This is a genomic window from Paenibacillus sp. LC231, from assembly GCF_001860525.1.
In the GTDB taxonomy this organism is placed as follows: domain Bacteria; phylum Bacillota; class Bacilli; order Paenibacillales; family Paenibacillaceae; genus Paenibacillus_AQ.
In genome coordinates, this window is record NZ_JFOM01000019.1 from 1 (window position 1) to 19,638 (window position 19,638).

The 19,638-nt window shown below is 48.0% G+C and carries 19 protein-coding genes and 1 pseudogene; 19 read left to right on the plus strand and 1 reads right to left on the minus strand.

The window, feature by feature from the left end:
* Positions 1-159 precede the first annotated feature (159 nt).
* The 12 genes and pseudogenes from AK95_RS14880 to AK95_RS14935 all read left to right on the plus strand — a co-directional run bounded on the left by AK95_RS14880 (position 160) and on the right by AK95_RS14935 (position 12,465).
* Positions 160-1,056: an ABC transporter permease gene (locus AK95_RS14880; RefSeq protein ID WP_071220751.1), complete on the plus strand. Its 897-nt coding sequence runs from the start codon at positions 160-162 to the stop codon at positions 1,054-1,056.
* The gene (locus AK95_RS14885; protein ID WP_071220752.1) at positions 1,057-1,923 is read left to right on the plus strand and encodes a carbohydrate ABC transporter permease; all 867 of its coding nucleotides are present in this window, start codon (positions 1,057-1,059) and stop codon (positions 1,921-1,923) included.
* A gap of 48 nt (positions 1,924-1,971) precedes the next feature.
* Positions 1,972-2,685 carry a glycerophosphodiester phosphodiesterase gene (locus AK95_RS14890; protein ID WP_235613121.1) on the plus strand — a complete coding sequence of 238 codons (714 nt, stop codon included), beginning with the start codon at positions 1,972-1,974 and terminating at the stop codon, positions 2,683-2,685.
* Between the two features lie 267 nt (positions 2,686-2,952).
* Entirely contained in the window at positions 2,953-4,212 is a 1,260-nt protein-coding gene (locus AK95_RS14895) for an MFS transporter (protein WP_071220753.1), read from the plus strand.
* A gap of 355 nt (positions 4,213-4,567) precedes the next feature.
* Positions 4,568-4,843 carry an acyl carrier protein gene (locus AK95_RS14900; RefSeq protein ID WP_071220754.1) on the plus strand — a complete coding sequence of 92 codons (276 nt, stop codon included), beginning with the start codon at positions 4,568-4,570 and terminating at the stop codon, positions 4,841-4,843.
* Positions 4,830-6,344, plus strand: coding sequence for a hypothetical protein (locus tag AK95_RS14905; protein ID WP_071220755.1), 1,515 nt, complete (start codon positions 4,830-4,832; stop codon positions 6,342-6,344). Before AK95_RS14900 ends, AK95_RS14905 begins: the two co-directional genes overlap by 14 nt.
* Positions 6,345-6,366: 22 nt before the next feature.
* Complete coding sequence (locus AK95_RS14910; protein WP_071220756.1) at positions 6,367-7,473, plus strand: glycosyltransferase family protein; 1,107 nt, start codon at positions 6,367-6,369, stop codon at positions 7,471-7,473.
* Positions 7,445-8,620, plus strand: coding sequence for a radical SAM protein (locus tag AK95_RS14915; protein WP_071220757.1), 1,176 nt, complete (start codon positions 7,445-7,447; stop codon positions 8,618-8,620). The genes AK95_RS14910 and AK95_RS14915 overlap by 29 nt, the downstream gene beginning before the upstream one ends.
* Before the next feature lie 60 nt (positions 8,621-8,680).
* Entirely contained in the window at positions 8,681-9,664 is a 984-nt protein-coding gene (locus AK95_RS14920; RefSeq protein WP_071220758.1) for an ABC transporter ATP-binding protein, read from the plus strand.
* Complete coding sequence (locus AK95_RS14925; RefSeq protein ID WP_071220759.1) at positions 9,661-10,470, plus strand: ABC transporter permease; 810 nt, start codon at positions 9,661-9,663, stop codon at positions 10,468-10,470. Before AK95_RS14920 ends, AK95_RS14925 begins: the two co-directional genes overlap by 4 nt.
* A gap of 105 nt (positions 10,471-10,575) precedes the next feature.
* A pseudogene (locus AK95_RS14930) lies at positions 10,576-11,285 on the plus strand (ABC transporter permease).
* A 136-nt stretch (positions 11,286-11,421) separates the two neighbouring features.
* Entirely contained in the window at positions 11,422-12,465 is a 1,044-nt protein-coding gene (locus AK95_RS14935) for a hypothetical protein (RefSeq protein WP_071220760.1), read from the plus strand.
* Positions 12,466-12,611: 146 nt separating this feature from the next.
* On the opposite strand, the gene AK95_RS14940 is transcribed toward AK95_RS14935, so the two are convergent.
* A complete protein-coding gene (locus AK95_RS14940) occupies positions 12,612-13,226 on the minus strand; it encodes a TetR/AcrR family transcriptional regulator (RefSeq protein ID WP_071220761.1) in 615 nt (204 codons plus the stop codon).
* 349 nt (positions 13,227-13,575) lie between these two features.
* Between AK95_RS14940 and AK95_RS14945 the strand changes: the two genes are divergently transcribed.
* The 7 genes from AK95_RS14945 (at position 13,576) to AK95_RS14975 (ending at position 19,613) form a co-directional block, all read left to right on the plus strand.
* The gene (locus AK95_RS14945) at positions 13,576-14,574 is read left to right on the plus strand and encodes a phosphotransferase enzyme family protein (protein WP_071220762.1); all 999 of its coding nucleotides are present in this window, start codon (positions 13,576-13,578) and stop codon (positions 14,572-14,574) included.
* A 250-nt stretch (positions 14,575-14,824) separates the two neighbouring features.
* Positions 14,825-15,160: a hypothetical protein gene (locus tag AK95_RS14950; RefSeq protein ID WP_235613122.1), complete on the plus strand. Its 336-nt coding sequence runs from the start codon at positions 14,825-14,827 to the stop codon at positions 15,158-15,160.
* A gap of 178 nt (positions 15,161-15,338) precedes the next feature.
* Positions 15,339-15,923, plus strand: a complete 585-nt coding sequence (locus tag AK95_RS14955; RefSeq protein ID WP_071220764.1) for a TetR/AcrR family transcriptional regulator — start codon at positions 15,339-15,341, stop codon at positions 15,921-15,923.
* A gap of 146 nt (positions 15,924-16,069) precedes the next feature.
* Positions 16,070-17,284 carry an MFS transporter gene (locus AK95_RS14960; protein WP_071220765.1) on the plus strand — a complete coding sequence of 405 codons (1,215 nt, stop codon included), beginning with the start codon at positions 16,070-16,072 and terminating at the stop codon, positions 17,282-17,284.
* Between the two features lie 228 nt (positions 17,285-17,512).
* The gene (locus AK95_RS14965; RefSeq protein WP_071220766.1) at positions 17,513-17,845 is read left to right on the plus strand and encodes an ArsR/SmtB family transcription factor; all 333 of its coding nucleotides are present in this window, start codon (positions 17,513-17,515) and stop codon (positions 17,843-17,845) included.
* A gap of 28 nt (positions 17,846-17,873) precedes the next feature.
* Positions 17,874-18,734, plus strand: coding sequence for an aldo/keto reductase (locus AK95_RS14970; RefSeq protein WP_071220767.1), 861 nt, complete (start codon positions 17,874-17,876; stop codon positions 18,732-18,734).
* 102 nt (positions 18,735-18,836) lie between these two features.
* Positions 18,837-19,613 carry a DeoR/GlpR family DNA-binding transcription regulator gene (locus AK95_RS14975; RefSeq protein WP_343225164.1) on the plus strand — a complete coding sequence of 259 codons (777 nt, stop codon included), beginning with the start codon at positions 18,837-18,839 and terminating at the stop codon, positions 19,611-19,613.
* The last annotated feature ends 25 nt before the right edge of the window (positions 19,614-19,638 follow it).

Genomic DNA, 19,638 nt, shown 5'->3' on the forward strand with positions numbered 1-19,638 from the left:
GGCCCCTTAAGGGGTAGCCGAAAAAGTAGTGCGGTTGGCGAACGATTCAATGCCCTTTAGGGCTGGCCAGTAACAAAGGCTTTCAGCCGCAGAGCAAACCACCCGTTCACACGGGTGGTTTTGATTAATTCTGGTTTATAACAATGGAGGATTGAATGAATGAATGCTTACTGGAAAAGGGCATTTCCAATCTATTTCATGATACTGCCGGGTATTCTCTTTTTTATCATTTTCAAATATATTCCGATGTTCGGGATCTTCGTTGCCTTCCTGGAATATAGCCCGTTCAAGGGAATTGCAGGAAGCGAGTGGGTAGGACTTCATTATTTTCGCAGATTGTTTGCCGAAGGCGATTTTCTGCTGCTGCTCAAAAATACGCTGCTTCTCAATCTGCTGGATGTACTGTTCTTTTTCCCGGCTCCTATTCTGGTCGCGCTGCTGTTGAATGAGGTTAGAGCGAAACGTTTCAAGACGGCCGTCCAAACCATTTTATATGCGCCCAATTTTATTTCCTGGGTCGTAATCGTCGGCATTACCCTTGTGTTATTCGCAACCGGCTCCGGAGGTTTCAATCAATTATTGGAGAACTTTGGACTGGATCGCATTGAATGGATGACGGATCCCCGGTATTTTCGGTGGGTGTGGCTAGTCCAAAATATTTGGCAAGGTGCGGGGTGGGGAGCGATTATTTATCTCGCAGCTTTATCGGGCATAGACCCGACATTGTATGAGGCGGCTATGATGGATGGCGCAAACCGTTGGCGCCAAGTTTGGCATATTACGCTTCCCGGCCTGCAAAGCGTCATTGTCATTATGTTTATTTTACGGTTCGGACACATGTTGGACCTTGGTTTCGAACATATTTTTCTGCTGCAGAATCCGATGAATCAAGATGTATCCGAGGTATTCGAGACATTCATATATAAAACGGGTCTGGTCCAAGGCGATTACAGTTATTCGACAGCGGTCGGATTGTTTAAATCCGCAGTCGGCTTGGTGATGGTGCTGCTCGTCAATTGCCTGGCCAAAAAAACGGGGCAGGAAGGAGTGTTTTAAATGCGGCAGCTCAGAGGTCTTGACCTGTTATTCACGATTATGGTCTACAGTTTCCTTTTGCTGGCGGCAACGATGGCTATTTTCCCTTTGTTTTATGTGCTATCGGTTTCTTTCTCGACGGAATATGAGTATTTAACGCGCGGTTTCTTCGTGATACCCAAGCAGTTCACCCTGGATGGTTACTTGTATCTACTGTCGCATCCAGGGTTTATCTCCGCCTTCCGCAATGCGGTTATCATTAGCGCTGTGGGAACGACGCTGAATATCGTGCTAACCTCTCTCATGGCATACGGGTTGTCCAAACGGTGGCTGAAATTTCGAAATTCACTGAATTTCATGGTGTTTTTTACGATGATGTTCTCGGGCGGCATGATACCAACCTATTTGGTCGTCCGATTCCTGCATCTTCTGGACAGCTTTTGGGCCATCTGGTTAAGCACGGCGATTGCTCCTTTTAACGTCATTGTAATGAGAAGTTTCTTTCAGTCCATGCCGCTAGAGCTTGAAGAATCGGCCAGAATGGACGGGAGCGGGGAGTGGCGCCTGTTTTGGTCGATAATCGTCCCGTTGTCCATACCGGTTATAGCGACCTTTACCTTATTTTATCTGGTAACCAACTGGAATACGTATTTCTCTGCCATCTTATATTTAAACGATGCCAAATTAATGCCGCTGCAGGTATTTTTAAGGCAGATGCTGGTTGAGGATGATCCTACGATATCCAATGCCACCAATGTATTATATAAATATACGCCTGCTGTCAAAATGGCGGCGATTATTTTGACGGCGCTGCCGCTGCTGGTCATTTTTCCGTTTATGCAAAAGCATTTTAATCAAGGAGCCATGCTGGGGTCGATCAAAGGATGATTGCCGCTTGTGAGGTCAATAAAATCGGATATAGAGGTGAGCAAAAAGATGAATATGAAACCCAAATACGTCGCCCATCGCGGATTGAGTTTGCACGCTCCCGAGAATACCATCCCAGCCTTTGAGTTAGCGGGCAAATCGGGCTTCTGGGGCATTGAATGCGATACCTATTGCACAACGGATGGCCGCTGGATCGTCCATCATGACCGCACCGTCGACCGTATGACGAACGGTTCCGGGAGGACAAAGGATTTCTCGTATGAGGAGATCCGCAAACTGCATATCGTGGCAGGGAATGGGATCGGGGACTACTCCAGCCTGCACATACCGACGCTTGAGGAAGTGCTGTCCGTCTGTTTGTCCTACGGCATGCACGCCTTTATCGAAATCGAGGAATATCACCAAGAGCGTGATCTGGAGAAGCTAGTTGTGCTTGTCCGCGGTTCCGGCATGCTTGGGCAATGCAGCTTTATATGTTTCAATGCCGATGATCTGTTGAAGGTGCGGGTTATCGACGATAGGGTGCCGCTCGGCTATTTATCGTCCAAATCGCCAGTCGCTGCAGACCTGGAGCTTATCAGTCGATTGCGGCCTGCCTTTCTGGATTACGATTATCGTTCGACCACTCCCGAGGACGTACGAAACTGCAGAAGGGCCGGAATTGAGGTTTCGATGTGGACCGTTAACGAACAGGAAATTTCAAAGTCGTTTGAAGAGGCGGGGGCTGCTTATATTACAACGGACACGATTTTGTGGACATGATGGTTCCAGGATATCTTTCCTCACCGAAGTGAAGGTTTATTTGTTGAAAAGTCTGGGAAATGCCTATACAGTTAATGAGAAGAAACTGTATGTGCCAATCTTTGCGCAAGTTATCCGTAAAGCTGTCAATCAGTAGAACCTAATTGTCATCCCGCATTCGATGATCTCTGATAGACGTAAAATGAGCAATTAAGAAGAAATATCGCATTTCATTATAAGTTAAAATGAGTATAATTCGCGTGAGATCATACACGAAAGGGTGGGACGATGTCAGAAATCGTAGATGACAAGAAAATCCATTGGAAGAGGAACATCATTCTCTTCTTAAGCAGCCAAACACTGTCGCTGTTTGGTTCTGCCTTGGTGCAATATGCCATCATGTGGTACATTACACTGACTACGCAGTCAGGCCTCATGATGACGCTGTATATTATTTGCGGATTCATTCCGACGTTTTTGCTGTCGCCGTTTGCAGGCGTTTGGGCGGACCGCTACAACCGTAAATCACTCATTATGATTGCGGATGCTATGATCGCGGTGGTTACGCTGATATTGGCCATTACGTTTATGCTTGGCTACCAAGCGGTTTGGCTGCTGTTTGTCATTTCTGCCGTACGCGCACTCGGGGCAGGCATTCAGACACCGGCGGTCGGTGCGATATTGCCTCAAATCGTGCCGCAAGAGAAGCTAACCAAAGTTAACGGCATCAACGGCAGTCTACAAGCGCTTACCATGTTCGTAGCACCCATCGTCAGCGCGGCTTTGCTCACTATGGCAACGATCGAGGTGATCTTTTTTATCGACGTCGTTACGGCTTCGATCGCGATATTCACCTTGCTTGTCTTTCTCAAAATTCCGCTGCACAAAAAGGCTTCTGATACGCAAAGCACAGGCTACCTGGACGACTTCAAGGAGGGCTTGGCGTATATTAAACAGCATGCCTTTTTAAAATCCTTTTTTATTTTCTTCGCTATTTTCTTTGTGCTTATGGCACCAGCTGCCTTTCTGACTCCGCTGCAGGTTACCCGCAGCTTCGGGGACGACGTATGGCGCTTGACGGCAATCGAGATCGCGTTTTCCGTCGGCATGATGGCAGGAGGAGGGATCATCGCGTCATGGGGCGGCTTCAAAAATAAAGTGTACACGATGGCGATTGCCAGCCTCATCATGGCGGTATCCACTTTTGCGCTCGGCATTGTCCCTGTATTCTGGATTTACTTAGCAATCATGGCCGTGTTCGGAGTAGCGATGCCCATATTTAATACGCCGACCACCGTCATGCTGCAGGAGAAGGTGGACGAAAATTATTTGGGACGGATATTCGGTGTCTTCGGGATGATCTCGACTTCCATGATGCCCATCGGGATGCTGATATTCGGACCGCTTGCCGACGTGGTCAAAATTGAATGGCTGCTGGTCGGTACCGGACTGTTTATGCTCGTGCTTACTGTGTTCTTCGCACGCAACAAGCGCTTGGTCGAAGCGGGCATGCCCCTTCCGGAAGAGCAAGAGGCCGCCACGGATTAAAGCTTCAATGCCTGGACAGAAAATGAACATACCAAAACGAAACATTAAAATAGTGTCCCAGGCTGGTTTCCTGTTGCCACAGCACTATAAAGCATATGCCGCGTCATAAGTAGAAGGAGCTAGTGACCTTTTGAGGTTACAGCTCCTTTTTATCGTGATCGGGCGCAGCATTCGGCAATGTTCATTCTATCGAATCCTGTTATATTTTTTGTTGACAGATTTTAACACTGAGAAGATAATAATTGTAACTATGGAAAAAGGAGGGAATCGCCTAAGGAGTTTGTATTCATATGGAATCTCTAATCGTAAGGATTCGGTTGTACCTCGTATATCAACCCTTTAAAGGAGTGTAGTCATGTACGATAAAATCGTAGACATTTTGTGCTCTATCAAGGAAGACCAACCGGAACTCCGCCAAAGCCTGTCCCCCGAAACGGATCTAAACAACGATATAGGCCTCGATTCTCTGCAAATGATCCAGTTTATGCTCAAAGTCGAAGATCAGTTAAACGTGGTCATTGACTATGACCAATTCGATTACGAACACCTCCAGTCGATCGACACATTTATCACTTTTCTGAAAAGCTGCCAATCGCAGGAGCAGCCTCTGTACGAAGATGTCAAACCATGAACCCGGTGTGATTCCGAAAATCGTGATGGGTACCTTCGATCCCGAAACGCGCTGGAGGGATCCGACGCTGGCCCGGCTGCCCGCGATGCCCGATAAGGACCGAGAATCGATTGTCCTATGCATGGACGAGCTGCTTTTTCCATTTTGCGGGCCGGACGACGTCCTTTACACGCGTTGCAAAATCGATCCTGCGCTGCACGAATACCTGAACGGACTGGGTTTTTCTTTTCGGACCCGTTACCACTTTGATTTGAACGAAGAGGATAAACCTTTACCAGGATTGGACGTGTTCAAACAGTGTATGTTCAGCCTCGCAGCCGAACAAGCCCAGGATCTTTTGCCGGCAAACAGGATGCTGAAGACTGCTTCTGCCGGTTATTCAAAGGGTGTGGTTTTGCCGGAATCGATCCCTTCCATATATGCCGCTAACGATTTACGGCAAAGACAATCACTGGATGAGACTTTGTTCTCCACCGCCGCACACATTTTATCGCCCTACGCAATTACAGCAGAAACGGAAGCTTACCTTCATGCTGCTGAACCGTTTAATTCATTACCGGACATAGAGACGGTTGTACGTGTGAACTCCAAGATATACTCGAGCACGCTTCTGACTAGAATTGGCGAGAAAAGCTGCGGCATGGAGGCAAACAGTACTGCGGAAATTGAGGCGATCGGAACTGCACTTCTTAAGCGAGGGCCATATTTGCTGAAAGACCCTTTCGGTGTTTCGGGCAAGGGCAACCTGCTCATCGACAGTGAAGCCATGCAGCGAAGGATCGCGGAGCACCTGCATAAACAGGAGGGGAGCGGATTGCGGGTTCAATTCCTGCTGGAGCCCCTGCTGCCGAAGGTGACCGATTTCAGTTCTCACTGGTTCATCCGGGAGAACGGAAAGACAGGGTTCATCTCCGTACAGCGGATGATGAATCACCAGCAGAATTACGGCGGGTCTATCCAAGCGGATGAAGCTTTTATTGGCATGTTGGAGAACGCTGGCTATTTTAGCGTGATGGAGAAAGCGCTCCGGGTTCTTGTCGAGGACGACTATCATGGCTTCGTCTGCTTTGACTCCATGGTACTGGAGGACGGAGAGGTCGTATCCATTGTGGAGATCAATGCCCGCAAGTCCATGGGACTGATTAACGCCTATCTCGATAAATGGTCGGAACCATACGGCCATACCGGCTGGCTTACGTTTTTCTCTCTCGGTCTTCCGGAAGGCTTCACATTCGGGAAACTCCTGCAGGCTCTACGCGAATCCGGTCTTTTGTTGACAACGCTCGGGGATTACGGGATCGTACCGCTATCATCCAATACCGTCATGGTGAACGAGATTCTGAACCGGCGCCGTATCGCCGAAGGAGTACAGAACAAGCGAGGCGTACCGAAAGGGCGGCTGTATGTATCGGTGGTGGGCCGTGACGACAGACACCGCAGCCAACTGGTCGAAAGCCTGCGGCAGGTGCTCGCCGACTTGTCCGTTAAAGTGTACAACTAAAACTGGAACTTGGAGGCTGCCCATGAATTCATCTTCGGTTACCTTGCTGGCGTCCGGGAATTCTCTCGGCGCATACATTCCGGCTATGCATCTGCACATGTACCTGCAAAGCCGAAGTGTCGGAACAGACGTTCAAGTTCTGGAAAACTTGTATCACGAAGAAGTCCGGCACAAGATTCGGTCCACCAAAAAAGCATTCCATGCTGATTTCTCCGTTGCCCGTATGGGGCATAAGCTGGCCAAGCCCGTTGACTCTTCTCTGGACGAGGAGACGGTTCGGAGGATGCTGGAAGGCTGGAGACAGGCCGGTATCTCCCGCTTTGCAGTCTTTACCGGTTTCTGGCTGCCGATTCTGGAGCGTTATAAGGAAGCTGCGGGCATCCCCCTGGATATCCGACTGATTCGGTTGGATGCGATTGATACACCGTCTTATAAGGTGCACAAGCCATTATACCTAGGCTATGACAACGTCTGGTTCTACGATCCTTCAAAGCTGTCGCCGGGCAGCTACCTTGCTTCGGACGAAGAAGAACCTCTGCCTTATGCGCAGCGTACCGGACGCGTTCTGATCCATGGCGGTGGCTGGGGGATCGGGACCTATGCCGGGACGATCTCAGAACTTCAAAAGCTAGGCCACAGCCTTGATGTGATCGTATATGATCCCTCCGAGGTACAGGAGGACGACGGGGTTACACGCTTCTTCGGAACGGAGGCCTCTTGGGATCCGTGGAGCAAGGATGCGCAGGGGTGTCACACGTTTCCGCCGATGGTCCGTTATGTCCGTGAAGACGGTGTTCTCCGGGAGTTTCCGCTCGGGAGTTACTCCGCTTACACGGACCTGATGCGTAATTGCGCCGCAATCATCAGCAAACCGGGGGGAGCGACCCTGAACGACTCGCTGGCATTCGGAATCCCTTTTGTTATGCTGGAACCGTTCGGCGACCATGAGCTTCACAATTCAGCCTATTGGGAATCCCGTGGTTTCGGTATCCGTTTTGCGGAGTGGAAAGCCCGGGATTTTTCAAAACCTAAACTGCAGGAGATTTGCAGATGTTTGCTGGAGCAGCGATCAAAAATCAACCATTATGGGAGGAACATCTATGCAGCCGAAAACAGCAGTTACGTTTGATAAACTGACATTCCGCAATATGAAAAGAACCCTGGTGCCGCTAGCGGAAACGGGAAGGAGACTCAAGGAGGATCCGACATATGCGGCCCCCGTGCCTTATGAGATCGGGATCAAGCTTAATAACGGCTGCAACCTGCGCTGCAAGCACTGCTTCGAATGGAATCCGGAAGGCTTCCATCACGGCTTTGCCAAAGAAGTAAAGAACGACGAAATCGAGATTCCTGTCGTGGAGAAGCTGTTGGCCGAAACGAGAGAACGCAAATCGCGCGTATTCCTGTGGGGCGGGGAGCCGCTGTTTTACTCCAAGTTTGATGAACTGGCGGAGCTGCTGGCCAAAGAAGACCGTTATACAACAATTTGTACGAACGCGATCCTCATTGAAAAGAAGCTGGATTCCATCTTGAAAATGTCAGAAAATCTGGTCATGCTGGTCAGCCTGGAAGGCTTCGAGAAAGAGAATGACGCGATCAGGGGCAAAGGCACGTTCAAGAAAGTGATCCACGCTATAGAGCTGCTGCTGGATTTGCAAAAGCAGGGCCTGTACAAAGGCAAAGTGTCCGTAGCTCTGACGGTAAATGACCAGATGGTCGGCCAGCTATACAGCTTTATGGAATTCTTCGAAGAGATGGGCGTAGATTCGGTATATTTCTGCTTCCCTTGGTACATCCCTTCCGGGACGGCGGAGAAAATGGACGCCTACTTCGATGCTCATTTCCCGCACCTTGCCTCCCGCTTCGCGGACGACCACAAGAACAGCTGGCACTCCTTCACGTTCCACATCTCGCCGGACCATTTCGACACGCTGATCGAAGAGCTGAAACGTGTCAATTCGCGTGTATGGAATGTACGGATACGCTATCAACCGGCACTGGAGCCTGAAGAGGTGGAAGGGTTTATCCGGGGAAGCGAGAAGCCTGCCATGAACCGGACGAAGTGCTTCTCGATCTCGAACCGGATGGACGTAATGCCGGACGGCAAAGTGAATCCGTGCAAGTTTTTCCCGGAATTCAGTGTCGGCAATCTGTATGAAGATAGTGTGGCGGATATTTTCCATGGCGAAGATCTTCGGAAACAGCGTGAGGTGCTGGCATGCGGTCTGATGCCGATTTGCTCAAAATGCGTACTGCTTTATAACAATGGAGTTTAAGCGTTTAAACTTTATGCTGTTCAATCAGGCAAATCAGGCAAACGTTTGGGAGGATCGGAGATGGATTTTATCCGTGTGCGGGAGCTGCACAAATCGTTTGTGTATTACCGGAAACAAGCCGGGCTCAAACATTCATTAAAAAATTTGTTTGCCCGCAAGTCACTGGTGAAGGAAGCGGTTAAATCCGTTTCCTTCGATATCGGTCCCGGCGAGTGTGTCGGATTTCTCGGGCCCAATGGGGCGGGCAAGACCACAACGCTCAAAATGTTATCGGGCATTCTATATCCCACGAGCGGGGAAGCCGTTGTACTCGGACATGTGCCATGGGAGCGAAAGAACGAGTTCAAACGGCTGTTCTCCATTGTGATGGGCCAGAAAAACCAGCTTTGGTGGGACCTTCCCGCCAGCGAGTCGATTTATTTGAACAAATGTATTTATGACGTCGACGATGATCTCTACCGTCGGAGTCTTGCCGAGCTATCGGAAATGCTCGATGTGCAGGACCTTCTGGATGTGCAGGTGCGCCGGCTGTCCCTGGGGGAGCGGATGAAAATGGAGCTCATCGCCGCACTGATCCATCAGCCTAAGCTGCTTTATCTTGATGAGCCGACGATCGGCCTCGATTTCCCTTCGCAGAAGAAGGTCAGGGAGTTTCTGAAATACTACAATGAACAGTTTGGTGCGTCGATCCTGCTGACGAGCCACTACATGAAGGATGTGGAGGACTTGTGCAAGCGGACGATCATTATTAATGAAGGCAGTATTCTGTATGACGGTGATCTTCACAAAATCAACGATCTTTTTGACGAGCAGAAAATTATAAGGTTGCAGTTCTCCGAACCCGTTGCCGAGCAGCGGTTGGCCAAGTTCGGGAAAATCGTCAGCGCAGACGACTACAACGCTGTTTTGGAGCTGCCCAAGTACAGGTTGAAGGAAGTGTCGCGTGCCGTGCTCGATTCCTTTCCGATCGTTGACTGGACGATCGAGGACGTGGCGATCGAGGAGAGCATATCGATGCTCTACCGCAAGGAATCCGTCGGATGAACAGACGCAAATTGTATAAGACTGTGTTTTCAATGGGCGTCCAGCATTCGATGGAGTACCGTTTTCATTTTTTTCTTGGTCTCGTGGGGGCCGCGTTTCCGATTCTTGTCCAGTATTTCATCTGGACGGCGGTGTACCGGCATTCCGGTCAGGCTGCGCTGTTCTCGTATTCGTACGGTCAAATTATTTTGTATACGATCTTGGCGGGATTGGTGTCCAAGCTGATCGCGACTCAGTTCGAGCACCAAATTGCCGATGATATCAAAAACGGCGGTCTTAACAAGTATTTGATCAAACCGGTCAGCTATTTCGGATATCGGCTGGTGTCCTTTTTCGGTCAGAAGGCGATCTACTACGGGATTACGGCTTTGCTGCTCGTCGGAATTATTGGGTTCGCATCTGCGGGTGGCGTGCTGGAGCTCCAGGCCATACGCTTGATTTTGTTCGCGGTCACGCTATCGGGGGCGCTTTTGCTCAACTTTCTGATCGCCTACTGCATCTGCGCGAGTGCTTTTTATCTGCATGAGATCTCGTATTTTTTTGTCATTACAAGTCTGCTCGTCAATATTTTGAGCGGAGGCATGTTTCCGCTCGAGATTTTCGGGGAGTCGGTTGTGAAGGCACTTCAGTACACGCCATTCCCATATACGATTTATTTTCCGGTCAATATCCTCAGCGGCAAAGCGGAAGCGGCGGCTATGTACCAAGGGCTGCTCATCCAGTGTGGGTGGATTCTGCTGTTCTTCTGGTTATCCCGTCTGACGTGGCGCATTTCCATGAAGAAATATTCGGCAGTAGGGGGGTAGCGGACGTTGCATATGTTTCATATCATGAGGAAATACATGCGTCTGTACGGTTTATTCATCAAAAATTGTCTCATCGCCCAAATGGAGTTTCGGGGCAATTTTATGATGAGCCTGCTGGTCGAATCCGTCTACCTGCTTGCCAAGCTGCTATATGTGCTAGTCGTGTTCCGCACCGATCTTCACGTTGATGGCATACCGCCCGAGGGGCTGCTTCTATTTATAGGCATGCATACGGTGGTGACCGGAATTTATGTCGGCCTGTTTTTTACAAATTTCATGAAAATTCCGGAATATGTTAAAGACGGTTCACTTGATTTGATGCTGACGAAGCCGGTATCCCTTCAGTTCATGGCTTCCTTGCGTTACGTCGATTTGGCGCTGCCGATCCCGGATATTCTGGTTGGGTTCGTCATGATCGGCATCGGCTGGCATGCGATGGATATTCCGCTGACGTTCCTGCAGCTCGCGGGGTTTGCCCTGCTGCTGTTCGTCTCTGTTGTCATCACTTACTGCCTGATGATTATCCCGGCGCTGCTTTCATTCTGGTTCGTCCAGACGGGCTCTGTGCGGAGATCGCGCATTCCGTTTGGGACGCTAACAACTTCCCTATGGCTATATACCCGGCCTGGGTCCGGCGGGTCGGGACTTTTGTTATTCCTCTATTCCTTATTACCAATTTCGGACCGATGTTTCTGCTTGGGCAGATTAACTGGCTCCATGCGGGCTTGGCACTGGCCGCTTCGCTTCTGCTCTTTGCAGCTGTACGGCTGCTCTGGAAACAAGCCGTGAAAGGTTACAGCAGCGCGAGCAGTTAAGCGGGCAGTTTGGTGGGGCGAAAAAAGCAGAGCTTGCATCCTCGCATCAGAGAAGGAAGTAGATGTGTCTGGTTAAATCGTCGGAAGACTGCTATCACGACGATTCCGGATCTCTTGTTAGGAAGGGGGGAATCAGATGAACGCGTTTCAACTACCGGTGGTGAATCCGCCGCTTAAAGGATTTTTGCGGTGGGCCTATACACTTTCCATCACCAGCATCCATGAAGAAACGAAGCCTTGGTTTTACAGCAATTTTATCCAGCTGTTCTGCAAAAAAAACTTTCTGGAGGACGGCAGGCAGTACTATTTTGATTTTTTTCGGGGCAAGCCCAACGAACTGAATTTCAACAACCCGTTTCTTCTCACCTGCTCGGTCAATTATACGCTTCTGGAGAGTTTGGCATTGGACGATTGGCCGAAATTTTTCGCGAATCAGATCCAATACGGCTATTATTGCGTTGTGTTTTTGGATGAATCCAGGTTATCGCCTGCGGCCTCCTATCAGAAAGAGCCGTTCCCGCATCATCTTTTCCTATACGGTTACGATTGGGACGAAAGGGTCTTCAATGCGTCGATGTTCGACCGTACGGGAGTATACCGCAATTTGCAGATCCCGTTCCGGGAGTTTCAGGACGCCGTTCAGTCCATGAGGCATCTTCTAAAGGAGAAGCTCACGGCCGATCATCATACTTACTTTTATAAATACGAGCCGCATTTTCCATATCCTTTTGATAAAACGGCCGCGATTGACCAACTTCGCGATTATCTAAACGGAGAGACCCGTCTCAACCGGATCAATTACAATTCGGACAACGAAGAAGCATTCGGAATCAAGGTATACGACTATTTGCGGCTGTACTATGATGCCGCAGAGGGCAACGATTCCCGGCTCGGTGACCGTAACGATGTAAGACACCTTCATGTGCTCTGGGAACATAAAAAAATGATGAGCGAGCGGATCGGATACTTGGTGGACGAGGGGATCATCCCGTATGACGAAGAGCTGGTGGCTGGCTACAAGGATATCACCAAAAGGGCGATGAAGCTGAGAGATCAGTACATTCGTCATGAACTTCGCGAAGACCACGAAATGTTTGATCGGCTGAGGCTTCGGTTCGATGAATTCCAAAACGAAGAGCCTGCTCTCCTGCAAAAACTGATTACACTGCTTGATGGCTGAAAAAATACGGGTGAGAATCCGCGTCCCGGATGCGATGCTTACTGAAAAGACCGGGTTTTCAGCAACAGATGAAGCATGGTTAGAACAAAACCTGCTAGCTATGGCTAGCAGGTTTTTTGTTCATTAATGGTTAAATGATGTTCTCGTTAGCCTGACTGCGTCGATAAGGCATCCCATACGCTCATCAGTTGAGTGATGGCAGCATCCATTGCTTCGTATGAAATACCGTCCCGGGCTTGCGTTGATATTCCTTGCAGAAATGTTTCAAATAAGGTTACCAGCATGGGAATATCCGTTGATGCCGGCAACTCTCCATTGGCTGCGGCTCGCTCGATACACTCTGTTAGCCAACCGTGAACCCTTGCCCGTTCCTTGGCAAGCATCTCTCGGATATGTTGTTGCTCGGGTGAACAGTTCACGGCGGACAACACCAACAGACAGCCGAGAGGGTGGGAACTTTCGGTTTGCATTTTAGCCGATCGTCGCAGTCCTTGTTCGATGGCCGCTTTTGATGTCAGGTTTGTATCCCTGAAACTTTCAGAGACTTGTCCATAAGTGGAGATATATTGATCCATCACTTCTCGGAACAGGGATTCTTTTGATTCGAAAGCGGCATAGAAACTCGCTGCAGAAATATCGCCCATTGCAGCACGCAACTGAGCTAGCGAAGTGGATCCGTAGCCGTGTTCCCAGAACAGAAGCATGGCGGCAGCAACTGCCTCGTCACGGTTAAAAGCGCGTGGACGTCCCGTTCGTGCCATATAAATGCCCCTCCTTTATTAATTCTATACTAATCGATCCAGAAGTCCTTGACAAGAGAGAAGAGTTGAATCCAATATACGGAATGATCGATTCATAAATAAATAGACTGGCTGGGCGTGTTGATCTGGTCCTGCTTGTATTTGGAGCATTCGCACTTATCTCGATTTGGATTGTGGGTCTGTTGATAGATCGACACCTGCGCCTGCTTGTACTTCTTAGTCTGTTGGCTATTGCGTGGAGCTCGAAGAAACATGGCTTTCCCAGCAAGCCATACCGAATTGGATAGCCAAATTTATATATGATGTTATTATGATCATAAGAATATGGATTAGAATGACAGGAGGGCGTATGGACCCAAACATAAAATTAATGTTCTTGGACGAACATGCCATTGAAGGTGCAGCGCGGTTCGGAGTCAGCTCCAAGGAGCTGATCTTCCTTGGAGGATTTCAAAACTTTATATACTCCTACGATCGTAATGATATGAAATATATCCTCCGTTTCACAGCGAGCACTCATCGAACAGGAGAAGAACTTGCAGCTGAAATAGAATGGATTCGTTATCTATCAGAGAATGGTCTGGCAGTATCAGATTCCATATCTTCGATGAATGGAAGCGACTTCGAACGAATCCGAGGAACTCATATTGATTTCTATGTGACCTCTTTCAGATATGCGCCTGGTCGTAAAATCGGATACCCGGAATGCTTAGGCAATCCCTTACTTTACGAGCAATGTGGACGCCTGACTGGCCGTCTCCATGAACTGTCGAAGCGTTACAAACAAAAGGTAAAAAGGCACACTTGGGAAAACAATGAATACCTCCTACAGGCCCAAAAATATATACCGGAAGAGTACCTACCCATTCTTCTTGCGCTTGATGATCTTAAGAGACATTTGTCCAGTCTCCGTGTTACTACTGATAATTTCGGATTGATACACGGAGATATCAATGTAGGAAATTTTATGGTTGATGAATCAGGGGGAATAACGCTTTTCGACTTCGACGAATGTCAGTATAGTTGGTATGTCGAAGACATTGCGATCCAGTTATATTACTTGCTGTATGTATTTGGGGAAGATTCTAAAGTTGAGCGAAAGGCGCAGTACGAGCTTTTCATGAAACATTTTGAGCGAGGCTATACAGAGGATGGCCGTCAAATGCCTGAGGGCTGGAAGGATCAGTTGAGGCTTTTCCTGAGGCTGCGTGAAATTATCGTAGTCGTCGGCATGCACCGAAGCTGGGATTTAAGTCAACCAGACGGTTGGACTCGCGACTTTTTAAGGGATAGCAGGATGCGGATTATACATGGGGTTTCGTTGATCGACGAATTCCAGTCATCCTAAATGGGAGGATAGGATAGAACAAGCATGGTTATATGTTGTTTACATATGGTTGGGATATTGGATAATTCTGGGCTGTGATTGATGTTATAATCAAAGTGGACGCTTTATTTCGAGACGAGGGAGGAGATGGCGGCTGAACAAGCGTACATGGTATATCTTTCTGGCAATTTGTGTCCTCATTCTAATCAGCGCAACGATATATTCGGCGTCTCAAAACAGAACATCGTTTAAGGAGATGGTGCTCGATCAGTTGATTGAGCCAAAGACCATCAGCCATATGAGTGTCAGGAAAAATCGGTTCCGTTCGAACGAGCAAGAGATACAAATTACAGATCCTGCGGAGATTGAGCGGATTATGAACAGCTTTTCCGAAGTCAAACTGCGTAAAACCAGCAGAGTGGATTACGGTAGCGAAGAATATGAAGTTTGGTTTCAGGGTCGAAATGGCCCGACCTTCTCTGTGTACTTCTTTAGCCCTGACCACGTTCGAATCCATAACGGTTCGAGCAATCACAAAAGGTATGGCAAGGAATATAAAATTGTGAACGACTTCGATCGTGGGGTCATCGAAAGTCTATTTAAATGACGAATGAGGGGAAAGGTCATCGGGACGATGACGTTTCTCTTTTTCATTGTGGAAATCCAAGGCCGTTTGAAGATCATCTCAATCCGTATCATTTTGAACGTCCTCTGCTGTTTGAAATTAAATACTGGAATGTTCGTTCCGATTGATATATACTCATGTAGAAAAGGAGGAAGTATCGATGGGAAGGACCAAGGAATTTGACCGGGAGCAAGTACTGCGCAAAGCCATGATCGTTTTTTGGGAAAAAGGATATGAAGCTGCAAGCATACCGGATTTATTGGAATCCATGGAGTTGAGCAGATCCAGTATGTACGAAACGTTTCAGGATAAACAGACGCTGTATTACGAGGCCATCCAATATTATAAAAAAATGTCGCAAAAAAAACGCGATCAGATGATACATGCAACTTCTGCGATCGAGGGGATCCGCCAGTATTTCGACCTGCATATCATGAACGCTTTTGCCACGCACGGGGAAGCTTTCCCCAATGGATGTCTGATTACGAATGCTTCCGTTGGTTTGGGTACGGTGGATGAACCCTTGCAGAATACGATTCTCCAAAGCTTTACGGAATTGGAGCAGCTGTTTTATGAGACGTTAAAGAAAGGGCAAGAAACGGGGGAAATAGCCCCGGAGAAAGATATTAAAATGTTATCGTACCTGCTGCTGAATCTCAACCATAGCATTAACGTAATGGCCAGAATCCAAAGCGATATTAATAAAGTCCATGGTATGATGAAAGCGGTCTTCGAGATGCTGTAAACCTATTTTTTTTCAGGAAACCGGAATGATCATTCCTGAAAAGATTTCCCCTTGCTTATGAGCATAGGAGGGGGGAGTTGTCTCTATTCTGGAACGAATGTTCCTGTAATATAACGCAATAATTCATAAAAAAGGAGTGTTTATCAATGTCTGAAAACGTAAAGGAAAGAGTGGAGAAATCTGTTTCCACATGGATCACCATGATTCTTGCTGTTGCCTGTGGGTTGATCGCTGCAAATCTTTATTATACACAACCTTTAATTGAATCGATCAGCTCGGCCATAGGGTTATCTTCGGAATCTGCAGGGTTGATCGTCACGCTGACCCAAATCGGCTACGGGATCGGCTTATTATTTATCGTCCCTTTGGGGGATTTGCTTGAAAACCGCAAACTGGTAGTTACGCTGCTGATTCTGACGTCTATTGTTTTGATCATCGCCGCTGAAGCCCGAAGTGCGGCTCTGTTTCTTGCCGCATCCTTGTTTATAGGTGTCGGGGCCGTTGCGGCCCAGATCCTGGTTCCATACGCGGCGCATCTTTCCCCTGGGGAGATGCGTGGACGTAATGTAGGCAACGTAATGAGCGGTCTGTTATTGGGTATTATGCTGGCCCGTCCGGTTTCGAGTATGGTGGATACATATTTCGGCTGGCATGCCATCTTTATGATTTCCTCCGCTATGCTCTTGGTACTGGCTCTTGTATTGGCAAAAGTCCTTCCGGCAAGGCAGCCGCAAACGAAGGACAAATATCCGGTTATCATCTCATCCATGCTGCATCTGCTCAAGACAACGCCGATTCTGCGGCGCCGCGCACTGTATCACGCGTTTTTGTTCGGCATGTTTAGTCTGTTCTGGACAACGGTTCCGCTCGTTTTAACGAGTCCGGTGTTTCATTTTTCTTCAACAGGTGTAGCACTTTTCGCTTTGGCAGGGGTTTCTGGTGCGGCGGCGGCTCCTATTGCTGGCCGCTTTGCAGATAAAGGCCTGATACGTTCGGCAACGGGATTGTCCATCGCGCTGGTGATTCTATCGGGACTTTTGCCGATTATGTTTCCTGGAGGTTCTATATTTTCTATCGTTATCCTCGTAATTGCTGCTGTTCTGCTCGACATGGGTGTGTCCGCCAATATGGTGTTGGGACAGCGAGCGATCTTCGCTTTGGGAGCTGAGGTGCGCAGTCGGCTGAACGGCATGTATATGGCGATCTTTTTTGCGGGTGGAGCCATTGGCTCCGCAGCCGGGGGTTGGGCTTACGCCATGGGCGGCTGGAAAGCGGCGATGTGGGTTGGCGTTCTATTTCCGATCCTGGCATTACTGTACTTTTTTACGGAAAAAAGAGGGGAGCACGGCGATCTAAGTTGAACAAATGTTGATTCTTTAAGGAATGCGACATTGATTTTCAATTGGCTCTAGTTGAGTACGTGTGAATATATCGGTGTTTATGTTTGACATAACCGCGTAAATTCGCGGCTAAATCAATAAGGGAAAATATGGATCTCCATTTGCTTTACCGATAGCATTTCGAATCTTCCAGTGTGTTATTCTAGGTTGGTCAATAAGACTAAACGGTCAAACAAACGGGGGGATTAGGTGAATCAGGAAATCGCAGCTGATATCGCTAAGGAGTTCAAAAACAACCAAAAGGTTCTGATCGCCATCGGTGATGAAACAAGACAAGCCATTCTTAAAACATTGATAGAGGGATCGCAAAATCCCGGAATGCGAGTGGGAGAGATCAGGTTGAATACTCATCTATCTCGTCCAGCCGTTTCTCATCATTTGAAGATTTTAAAAGATGCTCAGATTGTAAGTGTTCGTAAAGAAGGGACCATCAATTACTATAGGCTGGATTCGAAAAGCAAGCTTCTGTCTTTGAAAAATCTATTTCATGTAATCGAAAGAGCGTTGTTGCAATGTGAATAAATCGTAAGAACAGAAGGAGCGGTCACAGATGTATCGAACCGTCGAGGCAGCAAACGGTGTTCAAATTCCTCAGCTTGGTTTTGGCGTATATAAAATCGAGAAGGGAGCGGTCTTTGAAAAAACCATCGCAGCGGCAATTCAATCGGGATATCGTCATTTTGATACAGCGAAAATATACGGCAATGAAGAAGCGTTGGGACGAGAATTGCAAAAAAGCGGTCTTCCACGAGAAGAGTTGTTCATTACTTCCAAGGTATGGACAACCGATCTTGGATATCACGCAACGAAGAAGGCGTTTGAGCAGACCTGTCGGAAACTGAATGTTACGTATCTCGATATGTATTTGATTCATTTTGCTGGCCCTCATTACGAGAAGGCATGGGCGGCGATGGAGGATTTGTACATGGAAGGGAGAATTAAAGTCATCGGCGTAGCAAATTTCGAAATCGAGCATTTGGAGCATCTCAAAAAGCAATCTCGGATATCACCGATGATCAATCAGATCGAAACGCACCCAGAGTTTCAACAACACAATTTACATGATTATATGGTTCGTGATCGGATACTGCATGAAGCATGGGGACCACTGGGACAAGGAAACAAGGCCTTGCTGGAGCATCCGGTTCTCGTTGAGATTGCCCGTAATCATCAAAAGTCAGTTGCACAAGTCATATTACGCTGGCATATAAACCGTGGAATTATTATCATCCCCAAATCGTCAAATTTGCAAAGGATAAAGGAAAACAGCGAAATTTTCGATTTTGACCTAAGCGAGGAAGAAATGGACCGAATCCGGCAGCTAGACACGGGTAACAGATATTCCGTTAACCCGACTGGCTACATGATAAATCCGATTTACATACAGTTGATGAAGCTATTTGTAAAATAAGTGAGGGCTGGATCTTAAACGAAATAGCACAATTCAGTTGAACAGGAGGATTACATGCTTTTTATGGTAAACTTCTAATTAAGAAGTTTAGGCAAGTAAGGAGTGGAGCAGTTGTTTGCTGAGCAGCGGCATCAAATCATTATTCAGAAACTGAATCAGGACAAATCGATCCGAGCGTCGGAGCTCATGGAGCATTTCGGGGTTTCGTTCGAGACGATCAGACGTGACCTGGAATATTTGGAAAGCGAAGGCTATCTGCGGCGGGTGCACGGCGGGGCGATTCTGAAGGAGCCCGACTATAGCCGTGAAATCCCGCTGCCGATCCGCGAATCGATATATATGGAAGAGAAGGCGGAGCTTTCTCAAATCGCGGTACGTTATGTGACCGAGGGGATGTCCATCGCGCTCGATCCCAGTACGACAAACACCCAGATTGCGAAGGCGCTGAAAGCCAAGTTCGATCGATTAACCGTGATTACGAACTCGCTTCCGATCGTCAACGAACTCATTTCGATGCCAGGATATACGGTGATTATGACTGGGGGCGTTATTCGTCATGAAGAGCAAAGCATCATCGGAGATTTGGCGGAAGAGTTTTCATCACGCTTCCATGCGGATCTGTTCTTTATGAGTATGAGCGGGGTTACGTTGGAAGCAGGGATTACAGATTACGGAGTCGGCGAAATTCAAGTGAAAAAAATAATGCTCGCGAACGCGAAGCGCTGCATCGCCCTCGCAGACAGCAGCAAGTTCGGGCAAAATTCATTTATCAAAGTATGCGGGGTAGCGGAAGTCGAACGGTTTGTGACGGATTCCAAAATCAACCGGGATATCGTTGAACAATTTCGCAAGAACGGCATCGAAATCGTATACAAATAATAAAAATCCGTATGAACGATTCTTG

Excerpts from the sequence above, each read along its gene's own strand:
- AK95_RS14880 (WP_071220751.1), top strand. The coding sequence starts at position 160 with ATGAATGCTTACTGGAAAAGGGCATTTCCAATCTATTTCATGATACTG.
- AK95_RS14915 (WP_071220757.1), top strand. The coding sequence starts at position 7,445 with ATGCAGCCGAAAACAGCAGTTACGTTTGATAAACTGACATTCCGCAAT.
- AK95_RS14900 (WP_071220754.1), top strand. The coding sequence starts at position 4,568 with ATGTACGATAAAATCGTAGACATTTTGTGCTCTATCAAGGAAGACCAA.
- AK95_RS14920 (WP_071220758.1), top strand. The coding sequence starts at position 8,681 with ATGGATTTTATCCGTGTGCGGGAGCTGCACAAATCGTTTGTGTATTAC.
- AK95_RS14895 (WP_071220753.1), top strand. The coding sequence starts at position 2,953 with ATGTCAGAAATCGTAGATGACAAGAAAATCCATTGGAAGAGGAACATC.
- AK95_RS14905 (WP_071220755.1), top strand. The coding sequence starts at position 4,830 with ATGTCAAACCATGAACCCGGTGTGATTCCGAAAATCGTGATGGGTACC.
- AK95_RS14940 (WP_071220761.1), bottom strand. The coding sequence starts at position 13,226 with ATGGCACGAACGGGACGTCCACGCGCTTTTAACCGTGACGAGGCAGTT.
- AK95_RS14970 (WP_071220767.1), top strand. The coding sequence starts at position 17,874 with ATGTATCGAACCGTCGAGGCAGCAAACGGTGTTCAAATTCCTCAGCTT.
- AK95_RS14935 (WP_071220760.1), top strand. The coding sequence starts at position 11,422 with ATGAACGCGTTTCAACTACCGGTGGTGAATCCGCCGCTTAAAGGATTT.
- AK95_RS14955 (WP_071220764.1), top strand. The coding sequence starts at position 15,339 with ATGGGAAGGACCAAGGAATTTGACCGGGAGCAAGTACTGCGCAAAGCC.
- AK95_RS14960 (WP_071220765.1), top strand. The coding sequence starts at position 16,070 with ATGTCTGAAAACGTAAAGGAAAGAGTGGAGAAATCTGTTTCCACATGG.
- AK95_RS14890 (WP_235613121.1), top strand. The coding sequence starts at position 1,972 with ATGAATATGAAACCCAAATACGTCGCCCATCGCGGATTGAGTTTGCAC.
- AK95_RS14910 (WP_071220756.1), top strand. The coding sequence starts at position 6,367 with ATGAATTCATCTTCGGTTACCTTGCTGGCGTCCGGGAATTCTCTCGGC.
- AK95_RS14885 (WP_071220752.1), top strand. The coding sequence starts at position 1,057 with ATGCGGCAGCTCAGAGGTCTTGACCTGTTATTCACGATTATGGTCTAC.
- AK95_RS14925 (WP_071220759.1), top strand. The coding sequence starts at position 9,661 with ATGAACAGACGCAAATTGTATAAGACTGTGTTTTCAATGGGCGTCCAG.
- AK95_RS14945 (WP_071220762.1), top strand. The coding sequence starts at position 13,576 with ATGGACCCAAACATAAAATTAATGTTCTTGGACGAACATGCCATTGAA.